The 24614-nt window shown below is 43.1% G+C and carries 14 protein-coding genes; 13 read left to right on the top strand and 1 reads right to left on the bottom strand.

Translation table 11 applies throughout. From position 1 onward, the window contains the following. Window positions 1-237: 237 nt before the first annotated feature. Complete coding sequence (locus ASL11_RS15005) at window positions 238-1497, bottom strand: molybdopterin-dependent oxidoreductase (protein WP_063795575.1); 1260 nt, start codon at window positions 1495-1497, stop codon at window positions 238-240. Window positions 1498-1790: 293 nt separating this feature from the next. On the opposite strand from ASL11_RS15005, the gene ASL11_RS15000 reads away from it, so the two are divergent. From ASL11_RS15000 to ASL11_RS14940, 13 genes are all read left to right on the top strand, one after another. Continuing rightward, entirely contained in the window at window positions 1791-3110 is a 1320-nt protein-coding gene (locus ASL11_RS15000; RefSeq protein ID WP_056615562.1) for an ABC transporter substrate-binding protein, read from the top strand. Window positions 3111-3340: 230 nt separating this feature from the next. Beyond that, window positions 3341-5407: an alpha-glucuronidase family glycosyl hydrolase gene (locus ASL11_RS14995; RefSeq protein ID WP_056615559.1), complete on the top strand. Its 2067-nt coding sequence runs from the start codon at window positions 3341-3343 to the stop codon at window positions 5405-5407. Between the two features lie 221 nt (window positions 5408-5628). Then, a complete protein-coding gene (locus tag ASL11_RS14990; RefSeq protein WP_056617113.1) occupies window positions 5629-6540 on the top strand; it encodes a carbohydrate ABC transporter permease in 912 nt (303 codons plus the stop codon). Next, the gene (locus tag ASL11_RS14985) at window positions 6537-7379 is read left to right on the top strand and encodes a carbohydrate ABC transporter permease (RefSeq protein WP_056615555.1); all 843 of its coding nucleotides are present in this window, start codon (window positions 6537-6539) and stop codon (window positions 7377-7379) included. Before ASL11_RS14990 ends, ASL11_RS14985 begins: the two co-directional genes overlap by 4 nt. 98 nt (window positions 7380-7477) lie before the next feature. Next, entirely contained in the window at window positions 7478-9211 is a 1734-nt protein-coding gene (locus tag ASL11_RS14980; protein ID WP_056615553.1) for a sensor histidine kinase, read from the top strand. A gap of 192 nt (window positions 9212-9403) precedes the next feature. Beyond that, window positions 9404-11023, top strand: coding sequence for a response regulator transcription factor (locus ASL11_RS14975; protein WP_056617110.1), 1620 nt, complete (start codon window positions 9404-9406; stop codon window positions 11021-11023). A 75-nt stretch (window positions 11024-11098) separates the two neighbouring features. Then, window positions 11099-12175, top strand: coding sequence for a Gfo/Idh/MocA family protein (locus ASL11_RS14970; RefSeq protein ID WP_056615550.1), 1077 nt, complete (start codon window positions 11099-11101; stop codon window positions 12173-12175). 573 nt (window positions 12176-12748) lie between these two features. Next, window positions 12749-17896 carry a cohesin domain-containing protein gene (locus ASL11_RS14965; protein ID WP_056615547.1) on the top strand — a complete coding sequence of 1716 codons (5148 nt, stop codon included), beginning with the start codon at window positions 12749-12751 and terminating at the stop codon, window positions 17894-17896. A 75-nt stretch (window positions 17897-17971) separates the two neighbouring features. Further along, on the top strand, window positions 17972-19699 hold the full coding sequence (locus tag ASL11_RS36500; protein ID WP_056615543.1) for an S-layer homology domain-containing protein: 1728 nt from the start codon (window positions 17972-17974) through the stop codon (window positions 19697-19699). 199 nt (window positions 19700-19898) lie between these two features. Further along, window positions 19899-20735 carry an AraC family transcriptional regulator gene (locus tag ASL11_RS14955; RefSeq protein ID WP_056615540.1) on the top strand — a complete coding sequence of 279 codons (837 nt, stop codon included), beginning with the start codon at window positions 19899-19901 and terminating at the stop codon, window positions 20733-20735. Window positions 20736-21013: 278 nt separating this feature from the next. Next, window positions 21014-21958, top strand: a complete 945-nt coding sequence (locus ASL11_RS14950; RefSeq protein WP_056617107.1) for an ABC transporter permease — start codon at window positions 21014-21016, stop codon at window positions 21956-21958. Window positions 21959-21972: 14 nt separating this feature from the next. Continuing rightward, window positions 21973-22845 carry a carbohydrate ABC transporter permease gene (locus tag ASL11_RS14945; RefSeq protein WP_056615537.1) on the top strand — a complete coding sequence of 291 codons (873 nt, stop codon included), beginning with the start codon at window positions 21973-21975 and terminating at the stop codon, window positions 22843-22845. A gap of 68 nt (window positions 22846-22913) precedes the next feature. Continuing rightward, window positions 22914-24518, top strand: a complete 1605-nt coding sequence (locus ASL11_RS14940; protein WP_056615535.1) for an extracellular solute-binding protein — start codon at window positions 22914-22916, stop codon at window positions 24516-24518. Window positions 24519-24614 lie beyond the last annotated feature (96 nt).

The following is a 24614-nucleotide window of genomic DNA, read 5'->3' as shown; positions in this document are numbered from 1 at the left end:
CAAGCGAAACGGGTTTTGAAGTTTAGGGATGGTAGATTGGTTCACTAGAATTGCTTAAATTAGAAACGTATGATTATTGCCTTACGAGAAATCGTAGGGCTATTTGTTATCATGAAAGAATACGGATTGTAGCATGTTATATGAAAGTGAGATCCCGTCACATTAGGAGATCTCACTTTTTTGAAATGGTAGGCTGTGCTACAAAGAGTACGTCATAATTATGAGAATCAATACGAATTACATAGGCGGAACCCAAATCCAGGCATCTTTGGCATAGCCCCGCTGTTCCCAGTAGCCAGTATGATCACTGTCGATGAGCTCGATCCGGTTCAGCCATTTTACTGATTTGTATGCATACATTTGTGGAACCACTAGCCGAACAGGGCCTCCCATGTCTCTGGGAATTGGCTTACCATCTAGCATGACTGCAACCATCACGTCCTCCATCCAGGTCTGTTCAATGGTGATATTGTCCGTATATTCGCCATCAGCTGAATGAAATTTCACCATCTTCACCCCCTCCTTAACTCCTGCTTGCTCTAGCAGTTTGTTCAGAGGAATGCCCTCCCAAGTACAGCTGTTGACTGACCAACCTGTGACACAGTGAAAATCGCTGACCTGCACTTGGCGGGGAAAAGCCAGAAATTCGGTCCAACTCGATTGGAAAGGCTGATTAACCAGCCCGTCGACAGTGAATGTCCACTTATCGGGATTAAACTTGGGTATGTCTGTCACTGTATAGATCCGAAAGCTGCCCTTCGCTCCGCCCCCCTTCGGTGGCAGTGAATCCGACAATGGCGTCGGCTGTAGAAAATCCGCGAACACGGATTCCTCTTCTTGAAGTGAGGAGAGGTTCGAGCCGCTTACTGCAGAATTCAGCCAACGGATAAAAGGGGGCATGGCGACCGCCACCACAACCGCCGCCACACCCGTCTTGATGAAGGATCTACGAGATATATGGCGGGAAATTCTGCCCGTTTTCGGCTCATACGTACCGATCTCTTTGACCTTCATTGGTTTGCCCAAGGGGGGATGTTGATTCCGACCAACTTCCCGGCCGACTTTTCTCAACCAACGACTTCGTGTGACGGAGTGGTAAACGGCGTATGGAATGCCGACCCACGTCAGCAAATCATGAACGAGTAATGCCGAATTGTTCCAAGCTGGAGGAAATGATCGATATCTCCATAAGACAAGGCCCGAGACAATCCAGCCTACCAATAGTACAAGTACAAGCATCAGATTACCCTGCTGGGCTTTGCGGGTAGTCAGCAGGCGAAGATGCTTGCGGATGTACGGAAGGTATATAATTATCAAAGCCAGAGATACCAATCCAGCTGCGATATGCAGCTGCTTCAGCCAAACCCGGCCCTCACCTAATAAAGCGCGCATGGGTGGTAGATAAAGTAAAATACCGCTAATTGCCAGAAACAATATGATCCAAGCATTTAAAGAATGCAACTTTTGCAGTTTTAGACCCAATCCCTGCTTTTTCACACGACTCCCCCCTTGTTGTATTCAATGTCAGTTAAATCCGCTTTACACAAAACCATTATAAGTATATTTCACCCCAAATTGATATCATTTTAATTTGATATAATTTTTAACTAGATGCTGGATACGACAGAGGGGAATGAAAGTTCATTTCTACCATAACTATGATTCTAGCTCCAAACATTTTCGGTCTTTTTTATAACAATTCGTGGATCATTCATATATCAATCTCATTGCTGAGTTGTTACGATAGTAACAGAAATAAAAACAATAAATGACATTTAGGAGGGGTAACAATGTTTACATGGAAACGTTCTTTAGCCGTTTTGGCTACAACAACTGCTTTGGTTGGATCACTGGCTGCTTGTGGTGGTGGCGACAAAGGAACAACTAGTAGTTCAGCACCAACTGCCGCACCGACAGCGACAGCCAAGGCATCCACCGAGCCGGTAAAGCTTCGTATTATGTGGTGGGGGGCTCAGAATCGTCATGACGCAACCTTGAAGGCACTTGAGTTGTACACGAAGAACAACCCGAACGTAACGTTCGAACCTGAGTACTCTGGTATGGACGGTTATCTGGACAAATTGTCCACGCAAGCGGCTGCCAACAATGCGCCGGATATTGTACAGCTTGATCCGGGCTGGACGCCCGATTGGGCTGCCCGCAAGCAATTAGTTGAACTGACTCCAACTGTGGATGTAAGTAAATTTGATGCTAAACTGATGGCTGGCGGACAATCCGGCGGTAAACAATTCGGTATTCCCCTTGGTTCTGTTGCCTTTGGTATGATTTATGACAAAGCGGCAATGGATAAACTAAGCATAAAGAATCCTGCTAATGGTTGGAACTGGGATGAATACTTTGCTCTAGCCAAAGAATCTAAGTCGAAATTACCTAGTGGAACGTATTTCACTAAGGATTACGGCGGTAATTACTTCGTTTACTCTGCCTATCAGTATGCTAAAGGGAAAGGTTCGGTTGTCTCCCCAGATGGCAAATTTAATGTAGATCAAGCGACTTACCTAGAATGGACTAAGAAATTCGAAGAATTGCGCAAAGATGGACTTGTTCCTCCAGCTGACGTAAATGCCTCTGACAAAGAAAATGATCCTAAATTGGACCTAATGGTTTCAGGGAAAATCTTGGTACGCTATGCTTTCTCTAATGGATATGGTACGTATGATAGCTTGAAAAAAGGTGCCTACGCTTTGGTGACCATGCCTCGCGCCTCCGCTCCGGGCGGCTGGTTGAAGCCTTCGATGTACTTGGCTGTTAGCGCAAACTCGAAGAAGCAGGAAGAAGCTAAGAAGTTTGTCAACTGGTTCGTTAATGATGCTGAAGCAGCTAAAATATTGGGAACAGTTCGCGGTTTGCCTGCTAACAAAGACATTTCTGCCCTTCTTCAATCTAGCTTTAGTGATCAAGATAAGGTCGGTTTGGATCTGCTTCGCGCAACAGAGAAAGACGGTCAAACTTGGGATTCAACAAGTGGCTGGACCAACTTTATTGACAAGGATTGGACGTTGGTCGGTGATCAACTTACTTTTGGTAAAATTACCCCACAACAAGCTTTTGATCAGTTGAAGTCTGCATCGAAGTCATACGAAAAGTAGTCTATGTCAGATACCCTGGAACAAATACTTGTTCCAGGGTATCTTTTAATCTTTTTGAATGGGATTGGAGGATATCATGGAAAGATTGATACTAACAGCTAGAAGCCCGTTAAGCACGGATTATACCGCTTTGGGCCAGTGGATGTATCATAGAAAGTCTTTCAGGTGTCATTTGGGAATACAAACACTGAGATAATAATGAAGACAACACGAGGAGGATTTATTTATACATGGGCACATTTTCTACCTTCCAAGCCGGCAGCGGATATCAAGCATGGCTAGGATACCGCCAATTGTTACCCGGTGATCGATTCGATCAATATGCGGTTTTTAACCGAATTCACGTAACGGAAAAGGATTCAGTTATTCAAACCGCAGTATCAGAATTAACCCATGGTCTAGAGGGGATCTTGGGCGTGCAGCCTGAAATTGCGGAACAAGGGAAACCTGTCATTGCGATTGGAACATTTGGCAACAATCCTCATGTAGATCGTATAGTAACAGCGGAGAAAATTACACAGGTTGGGCAGGAAGGCTATGTCATTATAACTGATAAAAAAACCGATTGTATTGCAATCGGTGCGGCTTCCGCCAAAGGAGTGTTATACGGAACCTTCCACTTGCTTCGTCTGTTAAGTACAGGCTCGGACATTAACGAATTAGATATTGTTGAAAATCCTATCAATATGTTACGGATGATCAATCAGTGGGATAATATGGACGGCAGCGTGGAAAGGGGCTATGCCGGCGAATCCATCTTTTTCAAAGATAACCTGATTACCGAAGATCATGGCCGTATTCGAGATTACGCAAGAATGCTTGCCTCCGCAGGGCTGAATGCAATTGTAATCAATAATGTGAATGTTCATAAAGTGGAAAGTAAACTAATTACAGAATTTTTGCCTGATGTGGCCAAACTGGCTGCTATTTTCCGTGAGTACGCAATCAAGCTGTTCCTATCGGTCAATTATGCCAGCCCTATCGAAATCGGCGGTCTGACGACTGCGGATCCCCTTGACTCGGATGTGCGCCAGTGGTGGAAAGAAAAAACAGCGGACGTTTATGCGGTTATCCCGGATTTCGGCGGCTACTTAGTAAAAGCGGATTCTGAGAACCGACCGGGACCTTTTACTTACGGCCGAGATCATGCTGACGGCTCCAACATGCTGGCTGAGGCATTAGAGCCATTTGGTGGCATGGTTATTTGGCGTTGCTTTGTTTATAACTGCAAGCAGGATTGGCGCGACAGAAAAACGGATCGTGCTCGAGCCGCCTATGATCACTTCAAGCCCTTGGACGGTCGCTTTATGGATAACGTCATTTTGCAGATCAAAAACGGTCCCATGGATTTCCAGGTCAGAGAGCCTGTATCTCCGCTGTTGGGAGCCATGCCGTCCACAAATCAGGTGCTAGAATTCCAAATTGCTCAGGAGTATACAGGACAGCAACGACACGTGTTTTATTTAATCCCTCAATGGAAGGAAATTCTGGACTTTGAAACCTACACCAATGGTGAAGGTTCATCCATTAAGCGTATTGCCAGCGGGGCGGTTCATGGCAATCGGTTGGCAGGCATTGCTGCTGTTTCCAATATCGGCGATGACATGAATTGGACAGGCCATTTGCTGGCGCAAGCCAATTTGTACGGCTATGGAAGGTTGGTTTGGAATCCAGAATTGACTGCTGAGAATATTGCAGAGGAATGGATCAAGCTTACGTTCGGCGATAATGAAAATATCATCCATGTGATTAAGAACATGCTAATGAGTTCGCCAGCCATTTATGAGAGCTATACGGCACCGCTAGGCGTTGGGTTTATGGTTACTCCCCATACTCACTATGGCCCTGATGTAGACGGATACGAATACGCCAAGTGGGGGACGTATCATTATGCAGATTGGCATGGAATCGGTGTTGATCGGACACTGGCAACAGGTACTGGATATACATCCCAATACAACTCACCAAATTTTGAACGATATGAATCTCTAGCAGATTGCCCGGACGAACTTTTGCTTTTCTTCCATCATGTTCCCTATATTCACGTCCTTCATTCGGGTAAAACCGTTATTCAGCATATATATGACACTCATTTCGAAGGTGTGGAAAAGGCAGAGCAGCTTGTTGCACAATGGTACAGTCTAGCTGGAACCATGAATGAGGTACTGCATAAGCAAGTTGCTGAGCGTATCGAAGAGCAAGTGGAGCATGCCAGAGAATGGAGAGATCGGATCAATACTTATTTTTACAGAAAAAGCGGGATTGCCGACAGTGCCGAACGATTGATTTATTCCTAAAGTAATTCTCCCTATGTATAACGCCATTCGAGGAAGCAGCCACGGCTAGCTTCTTCGTTTTTCGTTATATTTTATAATAATTCGATGATTTCCCTACTATAGACTGAGATGAGCGACTTATATAATAGAGTTATAAAATACCGATTATAAAGAAAGTACAGAGGTGATTATACTTGAACAATTCTACTACCGTTGCTGCAAACGGCGCTGAAGTGAAAAAGATGCGCAAGTTTCTCAGCAGATGGGATGCCCCGTTAGCAGGTTATTTGTTTATTTCTCCATGGTTAATCGGATTCTTTGGATTGACGGCGTATCCTATGTTTCTATCATTGTATTATTCACTTACCGATTATACGTTGCTCGAACCAATTAAATGGATTGGTTTACGGAACTATACCCGTATCTTTACAGATGATCCGAGATTTACCCAATCAGTCAAAGTAACATTTCAATATGTGCTGGCATCAGTACCGTTGAAACTGGTTGCCGCTTTGTTGGTGGCAACACTCTTAAATAAGGCTATGAAAGGTATTTCCTTTTACCGAACCGCGGTTTATTTTCCTTCTCTTATCGGTGGAAGTATTGCCGTATCGATTTTGTGGCGTAATATTTTTGGTGTTGACGGAATCTTTAACGAAATTTTGTCCATATTCGGAATAGTAGGAAAAGGTTGGATTACGAATCCTGGCTCTGCGTTATGGACGCTGATTCTCCTAACGGTCTGGCAGTTCGGTTCAGCCATGGTTATCTTTCTCGCAGGATTAAAGCAAATCCCAAACGATCTTTACGAAGCGTCATCCGTTGATGGTGCGAACAAGGTTTTACAATTTTTCAAAATTACGCTACCAATGCTTTCACCGATTATTTACTTTAATTTAATTATGGGTGTAATCAATTCATTCCAAATGTTTACTTCTGCTTTCGTAATTACCAATGGCGGACCGATGAATTCTACGTATGTATACGCATTATATCTATATGAGAGGGCCTTCAGTCGCTATGAGCTAGGATATGCTTCAGCTTTAGCATGGATTATGCTGGTCATGATTGTCATAGTAGCAGCCATTATTGCTGGCACTTCGAAGTATTGGGTCTTCTATGAAACTGACACAGGAGGTAAGAAAAGAAAATGAACATAAAATGGAATGCTACTGTCCGCCATACCCTTATGATTGTGTTCAGTATTGTTATGATTTACCCCTTAATCTGGTGGGTTGGTGCATCACTTAAATCGAATGCAGAGCTTGGATCGCCTGGGATCTTTCCTTCGGTTCCCAAATGGAGCAACTACACGGATGGATGGCATGCAATTCCCGGACGCACATTTACTGACTTTTATGTAAATACATTTAGTCTTGAAGCAATGGTTTTAATTGCAACGCTTTTTTCAACCACCTTGGTTGCATTCGGCTTTGCTCGTCTAGATTTCCCATTAAAGAATCTCTGGTTTTCTATTCTTATGATGACTTTGATGATGCCTTCACAAGTACTAATTATTCCGCAATATGCTATGTTCCACCAACTGGGTTGGGTAAACACCTATCTTCCGTTTGTGGTTCCTCACTTGGTGGCAAGTGGAGCGGGCGGTAGTTTCTTCGTCTTCCTGCTGATTCAGTTTATTAGAGGTATCCCAAAAGATCTTGACGAGTCTGCGAAGATTGACGGTTGTTCATGGTTTGGTATATTCTGGCGTGTGGTTCTGCCACTGACCCAACCCGCAATTGTAACAATCATGATTTTCTGCTTCCTGTGGAACTGGGATGACTTCCTTGGCCACTTGCTGTACCTAAACTCGGTAGATAAATACACCGTAGGTTTGGCGTTGCGGATGATCAATGATGCGCAATCAGCTCAAGAATGGGGCCAATTGCTGGCAATGTCTCTAGTATCTATACTCCCTGCAACTATCGTATTTACGTTTCTGCAACGTTATTTTGTTGAGGGCATTGCGACGACGGGGATTAAAGGTTAAGATAAATTTGAATATGCAAATTGGACGGTAAAGAGACGAGCTTCCTTCGTAGCTTTACCGTTTTCTTTCACAGTAATTACAGTTGGGAGAAACGCCAGATGACTAATATTTTCAAGAAGTTTCGAATTGAGAGCCTATTTTTCCGCAGCTTTTTTGTTCTCATCTTTCTGGTTCTAGTCAGTATTGTTTGGACGAGCTACAATATTTCTTCTAAAGCTCTGGTGAAAAACACCTCCCATTATCAACAACAATTGTTGGAAGAATTAAACAACGAAATTTCAACACGGCTAACAATGATTGAGCAGATATCCTTGTCCACTTCCCGTGACAATGAATTGATTAGACTTCTTTGGAATAGTCAGGATGAATTCGATCGGCACCAAAAAGCCGACAATGTCCAGAATACCATGGCCAACCTTACATATTCCATTCCTATCATTCAAGGTATTGATCTGTATATGGAGCGTCCGTTCCGGAAAGAAGAAAATAGTTACATCCAATTCTGGGATATAGAGGACTTGGATAATCGAAGAGAATGGAGCCAGTATTTGGACAAAAGTGATTTTGCCTGGACATCCGAGTATGAAATTCCTAGCTTCACGGGGAATGTTCCAGTTCTTAGCTTTGGGAGGAAAATATTATTTAATGATACTTTTTTAGGTGTTGTTGTTATTCATGTAAAAGCCGAAGAAATCCGATCCCTGTTAAAAGGCCGCTCAAGGGGTTCCAATCGGATTATGACAGACAGTAACGGGCAGGAAATTTTGAAAATAGGTGAAATGCAGGAGCAGTTCGAAATGAGTCAAAGGGCGAACATGGAAACCGAGAAATCCGGCTTTATCCATATCCGCGGGAATTCTACAGTGGGAGATTCGCTTTTGGTATATTCGAAGTTGTCTGACTCCAATTGGACTTTAGTAGAAATGACACCATGGGATCAGATTACTGCAAGTAGCGTCCATTTGGCGGAGGTTATTGTTATCATTGGTGTTGCCGCTGTACTGCTGATGTTAATGCTGACCCTCTATTTAAGTAGACAATTTACGAAACCAATTAATATGCTGGTATCTGCCATGAGCTCCTATTCGATCGGTGGTAAGAATCAGGACTTGCCAGGAGATTACCAGAACGAGTTTGGTTATTTATTTGCCGGCTACCGAAAGCAAAACGAGCGGATCGAAGATTTGTACTTATCCCTCCAGCAGCGATATGAGCAACAGCGTAAAGCTGAAATTGAAGCGTTACAGGCTAATATTAATCCTCACTTTCTCTACAACATGCTTGACCAGCTGAACTGGATGGCCATTGAGGCCGGACACGAAGAGCTTAGCCGAATTCTGGAACTGATGGGACAAATGTTTCGGATCGGCTTATCTAACGGAAACAGTTTCATTCCAATTGAAAATGAATTGGAGCATATCCGATGCTATCTGGAAATCCAGCAGCTTCGTTGGGGGAACGGCCTTAATTATGCTATTGATGTGCCAATAGATGTCATGGAACTGTATATTCCTAAACTAACCTTGCAGCCCTTCGTTGAAAATTCCATTGTTCATGGATTTAACACAAGGCTGACTGGTTCTGTCCATATTCAGATGAACCGTTTAGAGAATTCGCTCCAGATCATCATCGATGATGACGGTATCGGTCTCCAACAAGTGGTGGAGAATAAGCGTAAGCGTCACACGGGTGGTTACGGGATTCGCAATGTAAGAGAAAGAATTGCAGGCTATTTCCGTCATATCTACGGCGTTGAGCTGTACGAACGTGAAGAAGGGGGAACCCGTGTCGAAATATTCCTTCCATTATTGACAGAACCACCAACCAATTAACAATATACTAGAGAAATGAATGAAGAACCGTGATATTTTATAATAATTTGTGCATCATTCCTATTTAAACCTTTATCATAGGTCGTTATTATGAAGATGATGGCAGTCAGGAACGCCTAGAATCCAGTCATAGTTGTTAGACGTATTACTCTTGAATGCTAATAAATGTAATAGCTAAAGGAGGTAAATATGGTGTGGAAGATCGCGATTATTGACGATGAACGCCAAGTGCTTCAAGGAATGAAGCGCGCCATTCCTTGGGATGAATTGGAAGCAGAGTGGGTTGGGGAAGCCATGAATGGCGTCGATGGGTTAAATATGATCCGGATTACACAGCCGGATATTATTATAACGGACATATATATGCCCCTTATGAATGGCTTAGATATGATTGAACAGTTAAGAAAAGAAGAATTTCCTGGAAAGATTATCATTTTGAGCGGTTATTCTGATTTTGAACATGCCAGACAAGCTCTAAGGTATAACGTCAGTGATTATGTATCAAAGCCGATCAGTATGCCGACGTTAAAAGTGATTCTAAACAAGGTTATCCAAGAGCTGATAGATGTGGAAGAAAAGCGGATGAAGCAAGGCGAGTTGGAGCACAAGTTGATGCTGTATGAGCCGTTTATTGAGAAGGAATGGGTGCGTTCAGCTGTAGTAGGTACATTGGACAGTGCTAACCAAAGCGGAGAAATTCTGCCTCAGCCGTATCGTTTCTGGTCCAATACTTACCATGCAGTGATCGGGATTGAACTAGTTCGTGATGAAAGGGTACGTAAATTTTCAGTATCGGACTGGAACTTATATCGATTCGCCGTTAGTAATATTGTTTACGAGCTGGCTCGCAAGGTATTTCCATCTGTGGAGTATACAGAGCTTCACAGCACACGTGCTGTATTAATTATTCATCCGGAATCGGATAACAATGAACACACACACACAGCCATTAAAGATTTGAGTATTCAGATTATTGAAAGCGTTGCAAGCTATCTGAAATTGATGTGCCGTGTCGGAAGTGGAAGCATAAAGTCCGTTTGGACCAAAATTCCAGATTCAACGGAGGAAGCATTCCGTGCCATTGATACGAGACAACTACGAGTAATCCCATCCTTTGAGTTTTATGCTTATCAGAGGGAAGCGGTGACAGAACAGGAGCAGGTCGCTTTGTTTCCAGTGAAATTCTCTTACGAGCTCGCGAATGCCATGAAGTGTGCCCAGAAAACTAAGGCTCAGCAGCTGGTTGTTGATTACATTGGAGAACTGGAGAACCAGGTGGGGATAGGATCTGAATATGTTCAGATGTTAGGTAGTGAATTATGGGGGATTATCTCGTACTGTCTTTATGAGGCTGGACATGTACTTGACGATCTATTCACGAACGACCAGATTGCGAAAGAGATAAAGGACTTGATCCAGCCTGATCAGCTGCAGAAGTGGTTATCTGAAAAAATTTCCATTATATGCGACAGCAGACAATGGAAGGGGAGCAGTAAACACCGTCAGGTCGTTGATTTCATTACGCACTACATTCATGAGCATTATGCGGAGGACTTAACGCTGGCTATTCTGTCGGACAAAGTTTTCATTTCACGGAACCATTTGTCTATCATTTTCAAAAATATGACCGGTGAAACCTTCAATACTTATCTGACTCGTGTCAGGATTGAAAAAGCTCGCGAACTGCTTTTGGAACGGAATATGCTGGTTTATGAGGTTGCAGAGAGCGTTGGATACAAAAACTTTCCTTATTTCAGTCTTCTTTTCAAAAAAATGACCGGCATGAACCCTACAGACCTCATTAAACTATGATCTCAAAACCGTTCATCTACATATGTAATTATTTACTATAATTAGGTTTGCATTCAATAAAATGGGGTGTGTGTAATGGCGGTGAAAATCAGCATTATCGGAGGAGCTGGCTTCCGTGCGCAGTACTTTTTACGAATCGCGGAAGCGCTTCCGGAGCGGTTTCAGATCATCAGTATGGTGATAAGGGATCTATCAAAAAGGATCACGATGCAAGAACAATGGAGAGTACCAGCCTATCATTCCCTAGAAGAGCTTCTAAAGTATGATCAACCGGACTTCATTGTGCTATGTGTAAGCGGCTCTCAGAGCCTGGACTATCTGTTTAAGCTAGCGGAAATAGGGATACCGGTTTTGGTAGAAACGCCTCCTGCACCGGATATGCAGGGACTAGAACTTCTTCACGACAAGTTGACATTGACTGGAGCACGCGTGCAGGTAGCTGAACAGTATCAATTTCATCCCGTGCAGGAAGCACGTTTAGCCCTAATCCGTTCGGGAAAACTCGGGGTTGTTACGGAAACGACAGTTTCCATTTCCCATTTGTACCACGCCGTCAGTTTGATCCGTCGCATGCTCGGTATTACATTTGAAGAAGTCAAAATTAAAGCCATGCGTTTCGAATCCAGATGGGTTAACGGTCCTACCCGGAACGGTCCACCAGAGGAAGACAGGATGATTCCCATGCAAAGAGATATGGCATGGTTAGATTTCGGGGACAAATTGGGAATTTATGACTTTACCAAAGACCAGCACCGTTCATGGATTCGTTCCAACCATCTCTCCATAAGGGGAGAGCGGGGAGAAATCTTCGACAACCGTATTCTGATTCAGCAGGAGAACATGGTTCCATTGCAAATGGATTTGAAGCGAGTCAACCGGGGGGAGTATGAAAATGCAGAAGGTTATTTTCTGCAAGGAATTCTTTGCGGGGAACAATGGTTGTACCAAAATCCTTTTGCTCCAGCAAGACTTTATGATGATGAAATTGCTATTGCCAGCTGTCTGACGAAGATGGCTAATTATATCAATGGCGGTTCGGAGTTTTACAGTTTGTCAGAGGCTTCACAGGATCACTATTTAGGTATGATGATTGAAAAAGCGTTAATAACGGGAGAGACCGTGATCGCGTCTAGACCGTATTGGGCTAAGTAATGCGGACTATTAAGCCTGAATTTTCGGTCTATTTTATAACAAATCGTGGATCCTTCATATATATTACTTATTCCCGAGTTGATACTATAGTAACAGGTAGGACAAATTAGTTATATGAAAATAGAAAGGGGAACAATATTTAATTCGAAACATTCCTGACCGTTTTGACTATAACAAATGCGTTGTTGGAATGTGGGCTGGTGGTAGAAGTGATAAAAAGTACAAGCAGTCCATATCCTACTACCGCATTGTTGGAAAGGTATCTTGCGAATTATTCTAAGTTGTATGAATTATCTAATCATTCAAGGAGTGATTAGCGAAGATTCAAAGAAGGGGTGAATTTTTGCGATAACAACAAGCTCGTGGTTTCGTTTACTTTGTAATTCTGGGTGTGTTTTCTTTAACTAAGGGGAGTACAGCAGATACAGAATGCATCTCTCCTATATGTAAGCGTTTTCAATTAATTCAAGTTAGTTGAATGTAAGGAAAAAGTGGGACATGAGGAATGGTTGCAATGATGATCCCGCAATCACCTAAGGTACATTTGAATAAAGCTAAGGAGGAACAAGTAGAATGAATTTGAATAATTGGCGAAAGTCGCTTTCGATTAATTTAGTTAGCGCACTGATGATATCCGCTATTGCCCCTATGGTAGTTTCCACCTCGGTTCATGCAGCTGTTACCGCTGCACCAGTAACAGCCAACTGGTACACGCAATATCAGACGATGGATGGTTTAGGTGCCGCATATGCCTACACGGATTCCGTTCAAATGATGCAGCTTGCTGCAGCTGGTCATCAAGACACCGTAAGGCATCTGTTGAATCTGACATTCAGTGAAAAAGACGGAACTGGACACGACATTGTACGTGTGATCATCGGGGATAACGGCGGCCTAACCACCGCTAATGCTACAGCAACTAGCCCAGGCTTCAACCCGGTAACAGGTTTGCTTGCTGATGTCACCAAACCAGGTTTTGACATCCAAGGTAATCCAATTCCCATGAGAGGCACAGCCGGTCAGTACGGATATAAAATTGAGGCAAGTGACCGTTTCTATGATGGAAATACCGATAGCATTTGGCCAAACGAGCCAGAACATGCCCCAGGTACGCTTGTGCCTGTCGAAGGATTCGTATGGGATTACCCGTCTTGGAATCAACCGATTGCTAATGACGATGGAGGCCCCACCAATCTCTTAAGTGCACCCGGCCAAGATCCTGTAATCATCAAAAACTCTCCACGGACTCGAAAAGAGCTGTTCGATTTCGATCAGGTATGGACAATGCTTCAAGCTAAGCAGTATGGCGTGAATCAATTCTATGCCTGCACATGGACTGCACCTTATTGGATGAGTAATTCGTCAACCAATGCACCTAACAAGATTATTCGAGCGGACGTAGCTACAATTGACGGAAAGCCAGTGAAAATTTATTACCAAGCTTTTGCTGATTATCTTGTCAATTATATCCGAGGCATGTGGGAGCAGTGGGGTATTCCCATTACCGATATCAATCCCTTTAATGAGGTTGACCTTGCAGGCGGAAGCGCTGCATATGTGACAGAGCTTATTGACAGCTACATCGGTCCTACTCTGAAAAAATCGATGCAACCAGGCGGTGCGCTCTACGATATTAAGGATCCAAGTGGTAAGATTATTGATTTTATACCTGAGCTTGCTGCTGTAGATGGTACCAACCTCAGTGCATCAATAAGCAGAGGCGGTGCGGTATTTTCTGAAACTGACCCAGGTAATGCAACAGATAAAAATCCGTATCTCGACACGTTTACGACTCATTTGTATGGTACGGTCGGTATCGGTACAGACGAAACAAAGCTATACCATACCGGTGACTTTTCACAAAGTCCGTTGGATTATACGAAGGATGGATCCAAGTATCCGGAGTTTCTAACCAAATATAAGCTATGGCAGGCCGAATTCATGAATCAGGATACAGGCGACGGTTCTGCAGGAGCCTATACGCAACGATACGGCAATCAGAATATCAATGATGCTGTTCGTTGGTCCAACCTATTGACGAATATGTTTACCAGCAATCCCGGCTTCAACGGCTTCGTATGGTGGAGTATGTGGGATAACAACGGTGCTGATGGTTCCGACCTGATCCGTTTCGTAAACACTAACTCCCAGCAGAAGGCTGGGCACGCAAGTACACTAACTGGAGAGTACCGTTTGTTCAAACGCTTTTACGGCTATGGACATTTCTCTCGATTTATTAAACCGGGCGATGTACGCTTCGATGTAACACGAGCGCCTGCAACCGATATTAATGTTGTTGGTTTCAAGAACCCGATGAATAATGATTTTGCTATGACAGTCTCCAACGCAAAAAATGATGATAGTGTCCAGCCATTGGAATTCACACTGAAGGATTTCCCAGCAGGTACAACAAGTGTAACAGTGTTCCGTACTTCGGGTAGTGAGAACCAGAAGAAGCTGGCTACGATTCCTGTAAGTAATGGCAAGTTCGTTATCGACATCCCTTCGGCTAGCGTTGTTACCATCGTACCGTCCCAGGGCACCTTTGCCACTTATAACGGTCTTGATGGTGAACGCGATATTTTCTCTTCCCTAGAAGCGGAAGGAAATGACAATAGCGTACCTGGTAACACGACAGGAAATGCTGGTCGCGACAATGAAGCTGTCACACTTGGTAATGGTGAATACCTTGCATATAAAAATCTTAATTTTGCGGATGGTTCTGCAAATGGCGGTGTGGTCCGCAGACACTTGTTGTACCTAACCGCACAGACGAAGTCAACAAAAGGCGGCAATCTTCAAGCCTATGTATTACCAGTAGGAACACCTGTAAACAACACGGCTGATATTTTATCGAAAGGTACGCGGGTAGCTGATATTTACGTACCAGCTAATAATAAATACGGAAAATTCCAGGATATGGTAGATACGGGCGATCTTAGCGCATACGGCCATAAGGATCTCTATATCGTAGCTGCTGCGAACGGCACAAGTGATACAATCACCGTAGACCGCTTCTTATTTGGGGCAAATGATTCCGATTGGAGTACAGCCGCTAACAACTCAACGGTTTCCATACCAGGCAATATTCTTCTTAATGGAGACTTTGACACGACAACTGCGTCCAATACAAACAATTGGTCTACTGGTCGTTATAACAATGGAACGTTTGAACAGACCGTCACAGGACCTGTATTAACAGCGGATAACATTCAGAGCTACTCGGGTATATCCCGTTATCTGAAAAACAGCAACACATCGAAAGTAGCTGGATCTGGAAAAATTGCCAACCGTATCAATGCCCAAGAGCAGTATGACGGATTGTGGCAGGATGTCACCGGTAAACTGGCCAAGGGAGAAAAGTATAACTTCAAAGGGTACTTCCTCGCCATGAAGAGTCGTCCAGAGAGCTATGATATTGCAGCTGAAAACCCTGGTGACGTGGAAGCCGAACTCGTGTATTACGACAGCTCAGGACAGCAATTGGGTATGACACGGATCAATGGTCGTGATATGCCTGAACCTTACGCAGCCCGTGAGGCCGGAGATCCTGCCTATTGGAGCAATGGCCAGTTAGTTGGCCGCATCCTTGAGGGCGGACCAGTCAGTTTAACCTCCTTCCAGCCTGTAGATATAAAGATTGCAGACTGGCATGAGACACCTAACCAATCATTCACTTATAATGAACCAGTTGGTACTGCTAAGGTGGTTTTGGCACTCTATGCGAAGGATTCCAACATTCTTTATGCAGACCAGCTGTCACTAACACCTGATTTGATACCAACATACAGTATTTTCGTTGATGGAGCGCAACCTTCCAACTTTGATGCTAACAAGTTTGATTACACGTATACGGTAACTGGAAGTACAATCCCAACCGTAACGGCATCTACAAATGATAATGATGTACAAGTAAGTATTTCGCAAGCGGATAGTACGCAAGGTACAGCTGTTGTACGTTTTATTAAAGGTCAAAATGTGAAAACGTATAAGATAGCACTTAGTACTACTGAGGTCATAAGTTTTGCCAATGGGCTTCCAACAGGTTGGCAGGTAGCGAACCCAACGGATCCTCAAAATCCCCAAAGTGCTGTAACTTACAGTGCAACGGGAGCATCAATCGCAACTCAAAAAGCGGATACCGATTATCCGATTAGCCATAATATCCTGCAATTCCCGGGTACTGCTAATGGGAACTGGACACTTTCAGCGAAGCTTACCGTGAATAAAGCACTAAGTGACTCTTCTTTTGCAGAGAATACGCAAATTGGTCTAGGTATGAGCCGAGTTTCAACAGGTGAATACTTCAGAATCAATGCAAGAAAAAATAGTACTGCTATTAAAATTAATAATTCGGATATGGTTGGTACCACACCACATTCTAATACAACTGGTCAAACAACCTTAAGTGGTACAGACTATTATCTTCGCATCGTGAAGACTGGAAATGATGTGCAAGGGTATTATTCAAGGGATAATGGTTCTACCTATTCACCATTAGGGAATACTTCGTCAAATGTCGCGACGACTTTCTCGCCGGAGTTCTTTACTGATGCGAAATTGCAATTGTACGCAATCAACCTTAGTGCTACAGCAGATTTGCAAGCGACATTCTCCAATGTGACATTAGTGAAGACATTGGCTAATTCTGGCGATGTTAGTGCGGATCAACAGGCAGTGGAACAAGCAGCAACTCTACTTGGTAACAGTATCACGGTTCCGAATGCAACTGGTGATGACGCAGCAACACTGAAAACAAAAGCCCAACAATTACTTAATAATAATGCTAATCTGAATTCATTAGGGATTACCACCCAAATTCTTGGTGATGGTGCAGATGGCAAATTTGTACTGAACATATCTAAAGGAGCCTCAACGATAACTGTAAATGGTTTTACCATCATCGGTCAGGCGGGTTTCTCAGCGGCATTAACGGGGACAACCAGCGTTACTCCTGGTCAGTCTTTTAACGTAAACTATGGATTAGTAAACGTAACACAAGGTGTGTATGCCCAAGATCTAACCCTAAACTTTAACGCTTCCCAGCTCGAGCTTCAAGGTGTTCAATCCTTGAAAACAGGTGTTTCTGTAGCAGATAGTCATGTTATAGCTCCGGGCCAAGTTCGTGTCCTGGCCTACTCTCAAGGCGTAGCGAATGCGGTGTACGGAAGCGGGGATCTTCTTCAGTTTCAGTTTAAGGCACTTTCTTCATCCAGTACGGTGATTAGTTCCGTATACCTGTCAGAAGTTAAAGTATCCGACGAAATCGGAACGGTCACGACTGTGAATAGCGGATCCACGTATAACGTTACCATCGAAGCAAACATAATCGATAAAACTGCTTTAAATGGTACTATTGCTACAGCAGTCGCGAGTCTCGATGCGGCAATGGAAGGTTCTCTGTGGGGACAATATCCAGCTGGCGCCAAAGCGGCATTGCAAACGGTCGTTAGCCATGCACAATCAGTGGCATCGAATGCCTCAGCTACGCAAGATCAGGTAAATCAGACGCTCGCTCAGCTTAGCAGTGCACTGCAAACCTTTACTAGTTCTATTCGTACCCAAGCTACAATAGGTGATTTGGGAGTCCTAGCTAATCACTACAATAAAACCTCCGATTCACCGGACTGGAACATCTCTAAGCGTTACGATAATAATCATAACGGACGGATTGATATCTCTGACCTTGCGTACATCGCAAGACTTATCCTGAATTACTGAAGCAAGCAATGATTTCCGGAGGAAGGTTACTCTATACCTTCCTTCCGGTATTTTGGTGGAGAGGATGAAGAAGCTATGCTTAGAAGACAAGGTATGATGGGAAAGGTTCTTGCAATAATGTTGTTATGCACAATTTATTTGCTTCCTGTATCTCCTGTACATGCGGAAGATTCACCTCAATTTATTTTGACAACAACATCCGACTCGACTACAGTTGGTAGCGAACTGAAGGTTAGCATCCGAGGCATGCAACTGAATGACTTGTATGCCTATGAGTTAAACCTTACCTATGATTCGACAAAACTCCAATTTAAAACTGCAGTAAGCAATGTAACAGGTGGATTTACAGTCCCCACCATTCTTAACGGGAACCAACTTCAATTGGCACATACAAGTTTAGGACCCAATAGGGGATTAGATGGGGATAACAATCTATTTACACTTACATTTACAGGTCTTTCTACTGGAACAGCCGACATCTTGCTTGACAAAATCACCTTAGTGGACTCCCAATTGAATTCTTCTGATGTAGTCGGTGGTTCTCAGAAAACTATTACCATTGTGAATAGCGGTAACGGAAATGGTAACGGAAATGGTAACGGAAATGGTAACGGAAATGGTAACGGAAATGGTGGTGGAAATGGTAGTGGTAGTGGAAATGGTAGTGGTAGTGGAAACGGAAACGGAAACGGAAACGGAAACACTCCCCCTAATACTGACCCAGTAAAGATTACGGATGATGGTAAAGGTAAAAAAACCATAGAGCTTCCGGCTGCTGCCAATGAAGTGAACATAGCATTGAACCAAATTGGAACAGATCCCCAGACTCATTTGGAGATCAAGAAGGAAAATCTTAGTGTGGAACTTCCTCCTGAGGTATTGCTGCAACTAAGAGATAATTTATCTGTTGAACAATGGAATGACAGCAGGCTTTTATTCACTATGAATCCCCTGTCACTTAAAGAAGCAGATACTCTTATAGACAAGAGCCAACAGTCATATAATGTCGATTTAAAGCCATCTGGCAACGTATACGAATTCAGTTTGCAATTAGTCACAAGTGACAATCACATTACGTCATTAAAAAATTTCACCAAACCAATTACTTTGCGTTTCAAAGTAGATCCTTCCTTTAACGCTAAGCTTGTCTCCATTTATTACATTGCAGATGATGGGAAGCTTGAGTTTATTGGGGGTACCTACGCAACCGGAGTAATTTCAGCCGAGATTTATCACTTTAGTAAATACGCTGCTTTAGAATACACTAAAACCTTCGAGGATGTTCCCAATATTCATTGGGCGAAGAATGTGATTACGGAGCTTGCTTCTAGGCATATTGTAACAGGTACAAGCAGCACGAATTTCGAACCAGAACGTCAGATCACTAGGGCTGAATTCACTGCTTTACTGGTGAGAGCACTTCATTTAACCGACAATGGAAATAGCAATTTTTCGGATGTTTCGGTATCAGACTGGTTCTACCCTGAGGTTTCAATTGCGGTGAAGTCAGGAATTGTAGAAGGAAAGAGTGAAACGACTTTTGCGCCTCACGCATCGATTACACGAGAAGAAATGGTCGCTATGCTTATGCGTGCTTATGAAAAGCAACACAGTAATGCTGCTATGTCTTCGGTAACCGCTTTTGATGATGAGGACGCTATATCTTCATGGGCCACGACTTATGTCAAGAATGCGCGAGCTTTACATTTTGTTGAGGGTCGAGAGGGCAATTTATTCATACCTCAAGGAGTCGGAACTAGAGCAGAGGCTTCTCAAGTTATTTATAATTTCTTGGGGCAGTAAAGTCGTAACTCCTATATTCGGTGATTTGGGAGTATTGGCTTAGCACTACAATCAAACTTCTTATTCATTAGACTGGAACCTCTATAAACGTTACGAAACAAATTATAGCGGCCAAATTGACTAATAGCCCTTGGGCGCTCCAGTATGAGCGTTCAAGGGCTGTTATTTTTAAAATATTATATTTGAAAGGATAATTTCTATGGAATATTTCGGGATTAATCCTCAAATTGAATTATTCATCAATAGACACTCCACACCTAATTGGATTATTGAAGATGCGACAACAGATTTTTACGATTTAACATATATCTTCAAAGGAAGGGCTTACTACTGCATTAATGGAAATGTGTATGAAGTAAATCAAGGAGATCTCCTGTGCATCCCTAAGGGCAGTCGCCGAAGTGCAACCACTGACTCTGCAAATCTAATGACCAGTTATGCGCTGAATATTCAACTCTACGATAAGGAAGGCAAGGATGTTAATCTACCGTTTCCATTAATATCTCATATCGGTGAGCCCGAAGAATTACATTCACTGTACAATGAATTAACATTTGAATGGTTAAAAAAAAATAAAGGTCATGAAATGAAAGCACGCGCATTGTTGCTTATGATCCTTCATTACTATTTCAAGGCTTTATACTATAAAGACAACAATGTGAACATAGACAAACGAATACAGAGATCCATTAGATACATTTTAAGCAACTTGCAAAATCAAATAGAAGTTGAGGTGCTAGCATCCATTGCTGGCTTGACCACTGCGTATTTTGGAACTCTATTTAAGAAATACATGGGTGCATCCGTTAAAGAATATATTAACAGAATGAAAATCAATAATGCTGAGAATATTCTCCTTAGCGGTGAATTTACTGTACAGGAAGCAGCTTATAAATGCGGCTTTGAAGATATTTATTATTTCAGTAAGGTATTCAAAAAAATAAAAGGTTTCCCTCCATCCAGAATTTTGATAGAGAATAGTAGGTCTGATCGACAGGAATTTGAAACCCTAAGCAATAGGATATTAATAGGATAATCTATATTTCTGAAACGAATGCACGCTAAACAACATATAGTGTTGTCCTAACCTGACAAGAACCTTTGATTCTCGCTTATTCGGAGGTTCTTTTCGTTTTTGTTATGAGCGAAACAAAAAGTCATCCATAATTTATACAAACGGTATAAAGTTTTTCCATGGATTTTGAAAGCGCTTAAATTTACAATTTAAGTATAAAAAGAAAGAATCATAGAAGCCAACGAGATTATGTAAAAAATACACATAGGTGAGAAGACCATATGGAGAGGAACGATGTAATGAAAACTGAAGCTAGCACAACAACCTCCATTCCTACAGTCAAAGGAGGTGGCGTTGCCTATTTGAAAAGACAGTGGTCACTATATGTGATGATAGTCGTACCAATGGCATTTTTCATCATTTTTAGGTATATTCCGATGGCTGGCGTTATGGTTGCTTTCAAAGATTACAACATATTTAAAGGGATTTGGGCCAGTCCATGGGTAGGGTTCGCAGTCTTTAAGGAAATCTTCGCCATGCCCGAATTTTATAAGGCACTTCGAAACACGTTGTTGTTGAACGTGCTCGGATTGCTTACCTTTCCGGTTCCCATTATTTTAGCACTTCTTCTAAATGAACTTCGGGTGCAGTGGTACAAGAAGATTAGCCAGACGTTGATGTATTTGCCCCATTTTATTTCGTGGGTCATTGTAGGGGGGATGGCCATAGAGTTGCTATCAACCAATAATGGTTCGATTAATCATATGTTGATGGCAATTGGGGCTTCCCCCATTCCATTTTTGGAAAAACCGGCGCTATGGATTGCAACTTATGTTGGGGCAGGGGTTTGGCGCAATGCCGGATGGGGAATGATTCTGTATTTAGCAGCACTTACGGGAATTAATAAGGAATTGTATGAAGCGGCAGAAGTGGATGGTGCAACCCGAATGCGTAAAATCTGGCATATTACTTTACCAGGCATAAAGCCTACCATTGTCGTCCTGTTCATACTTCAGATTGGTAATATGGCCAATATCAGCTTCGAGCAACCTTATGTTCTGAAGAACTCATATGTGATGGATTACGCTCAAGTAATCAGCACCTATGTATATTCTGTAGGGATTCAATCCGCAAGATTTGCACTTGCAACTGCTGTCGGTTTGTTCCAGTCCGTAGTCGGATTAATTCTTCTTCTGTCGGCAGAGTTCATTTCGAGAAAAATCAATAATCAAGGCATTTTTTAATTGGGGGTACATCTATGATTCAAAATCCGGCTGAGAAAATAGGCAATACGGTTATTATGCTTCTACTGGGCATCTTTTGTTTGTTCTGCGCGGTGCCCATGATCCATATTTTCTCGTTATCGCTCAGTGGTAATCGGGCAATCATGTCTGGCGAAGTGACATTATGGCCGATAGATTTAAATTTCGAACCGTATAAGAACGTATTTGGTGACCTAAGCATGATCCGCTCGCTATTGTTTACGATCTGGCTTGTTGTCATTTACACAATTGTGAGCTTGATTGCCACGATCCTAGCTGCATATCCACTTAGCCGGCGGAATTTTAAGGGGAAGAACATCCTGTTCGCTCTAATCATCATAACGATGTTCTTTAATCCAGGGATTATCCCAAACTACTTGTTGATAAAAGAGCTTCATATGTTGAATAGCGTATGGTCGCTGGTCTTACCTCTGCTCATTAATGCATTCTTGTTAATTATCCTGAAAACATCGTTCACCCAGATCCCAGCTGAACTAGAAGATTCTGCCTGGATGGACGGATGTGGTCATTTCCGCTATTTGATGCGAATCGTGCTACCGTTGTCACTACCGATTTTAGCGACATTGGCTTTGTATTCTGCGGTCGATCGATGGAACATGTTTCAGGATGCGCTGTTCTATATTAACGACGCACACCTATATCCGATTCAACAAAAGCTATATGAGATCGTGATTAACAGCCAGGTGAACGATGCCATAGCCCAGGAAGGATTTGGAGGTTCTTCTCCAGTGCCAGAGAGCTTGCAGGCGGCAAGCATCATGTTCGCAACTGTGCCAATTTTACTCGTATACCCATGGCTCCAACGTTATTTTATCTCTGGTATGCTTGTGGGTGCAGTTAAAGGCTGATAGCTGTCTCGACCGTTTCAAGCGGTTGAATTCACTATACACTTAAAAGATTAAAGGGAGGATTACGCATGCGAGTAAAATTTCGCAAAACCATTACAGTAGCAATGGCAGTTTTAGCGACGTCTGCTATCGCGCTAGCAGGCTGCAGCAACTCACAAAACAGCCCAAGTAACTCAGCTACTCCGGGAAGTTCGACAGTTGCGGGCGAGACCCCGAAAGGTCCACCGATTAATTTGACGGTTGAGCTGTTTGATCGAAGTAATACGCCAGCAGGCGCACCGCCAATCACTGACAATTTCATGACGCAGTATGTTCAGAAGAACTTCGGAGATCCGAACAATATCACGGTTAAATTCATCACTGTCCCTCGCTCCGAGGAGGTCAAGAAATTGAATGTATTAATGGCTTCCGGAACTGCGCCCGATCTCGTCTTTACGTACGACAAGCCAACTGTTCAAAGTTACGTGCAAAGCGGTGGTATTGCGGATCTTGGGCCAGCGATTGAGAAATACGGACCACAGTTGAAGAAAGTACTTGCTCCAACACTGAAGGACGGCGTTTTTAACGGCAAGCAATTTACCATTCCAGCGTTACGGGTTATCCAATCGCAAACGACAAGTATTATCCGTAAAGATTGGTTGGATAAATTAAATCTGCCTTTGCCAACGACGACGGATGAATGGTATCAAACATTGAAAGCGTTTAAGGAGAAGGATCCGGGTAATACTGGCGGAAAAGTGATTCCTTTTACGTTGATAGATATGTTCCATATTAAACCGTTGACCAACTCATTCTGGGATTGGAATAAAATTACCGAAGAGGACTTGTTCGCTGATCCAGATGGGTGGACATTGCCTGGTAACAAGGAAGCTTTCAAGTTCCTAAACAAACTATACAACGAAGGCTTGCTCGATAAAGACTTCCCGCTTGCGGCAGACTTCAGCCAGACATTTAACAAGCAAGTCGTAGGCGGTCTTGCAGGTTCTGCCACACCGAACACAAACGATCCTATTTACAGTGGATACTATGCAAACCTGAAGAAAAACAATCCCGAAGCTGTTCTCGCGACGATTGATCCGTTCAAAGCATCGAACGGCAAGTATCCTAAACCAATGTATTCTCCTAGCGGTGTTTATCTGATGGTTCCAGCAGCGAGTAAAAACGTTGATTCAGTTATCAAATATTTGAACTGGATGGCGGAACCGAAGAATCTTATCGCGCTGCAATTCGGACAAGAAGGCGTTTCTTACAAAACAGGTGACGACGGCATTCCATTTGCTTTGACAACGCCTGAAGCTAATCAGATTCTCTTTAATAATCAAGATTACGCCATGATTATGAATGGTAAATACGTGAGCACGGACACACCAGAAAAGAACATGGCAGCCAATGCGACCGACCCGCAATTTAAAGACTTCACCATCAGCAGTATTAAGACGGGTGCTCGTGACGGGTATACAGGCCCGCGCGTGGACATTCCGATTCAGGCAGAAATTAAGTACTCGCAGATTCTGAATGACAAGGTCAAGCAGATGCTTGCAAAAATTATTACGGCCAAGTCTACCGAAGTCGACAGTATCTATGATCAGCAACTTAAGGAATGGAAGGATGCTGGAGGCGAAGCCGTTATGAAAGAAAGAAGACAGGCGTATCAACAATCCTACAAGAAATAATTCTACACCGTCGGTGACAAACAGCTGAGCTGCATTCAATTGTTAAAGCTGTAGAAGGTCGAGACCTTGTATTCGCCTTGGTGAAAACGTTTTCGT

Source organism: Paenibacillus sp. Soil750 (genome assembly GCF_001428045.1).
Lineage (GTDB): Bacteria > Bacillota > Bacilli > Paenibacillales > NBRC-103111 > Paenibacillus_E > Paenibacillus_E allorhizoplanae.
Note: the sequence above shows the minus strand (reverse complement) of the source record. Positions and strands in the feature narration are given on the sequence as shown.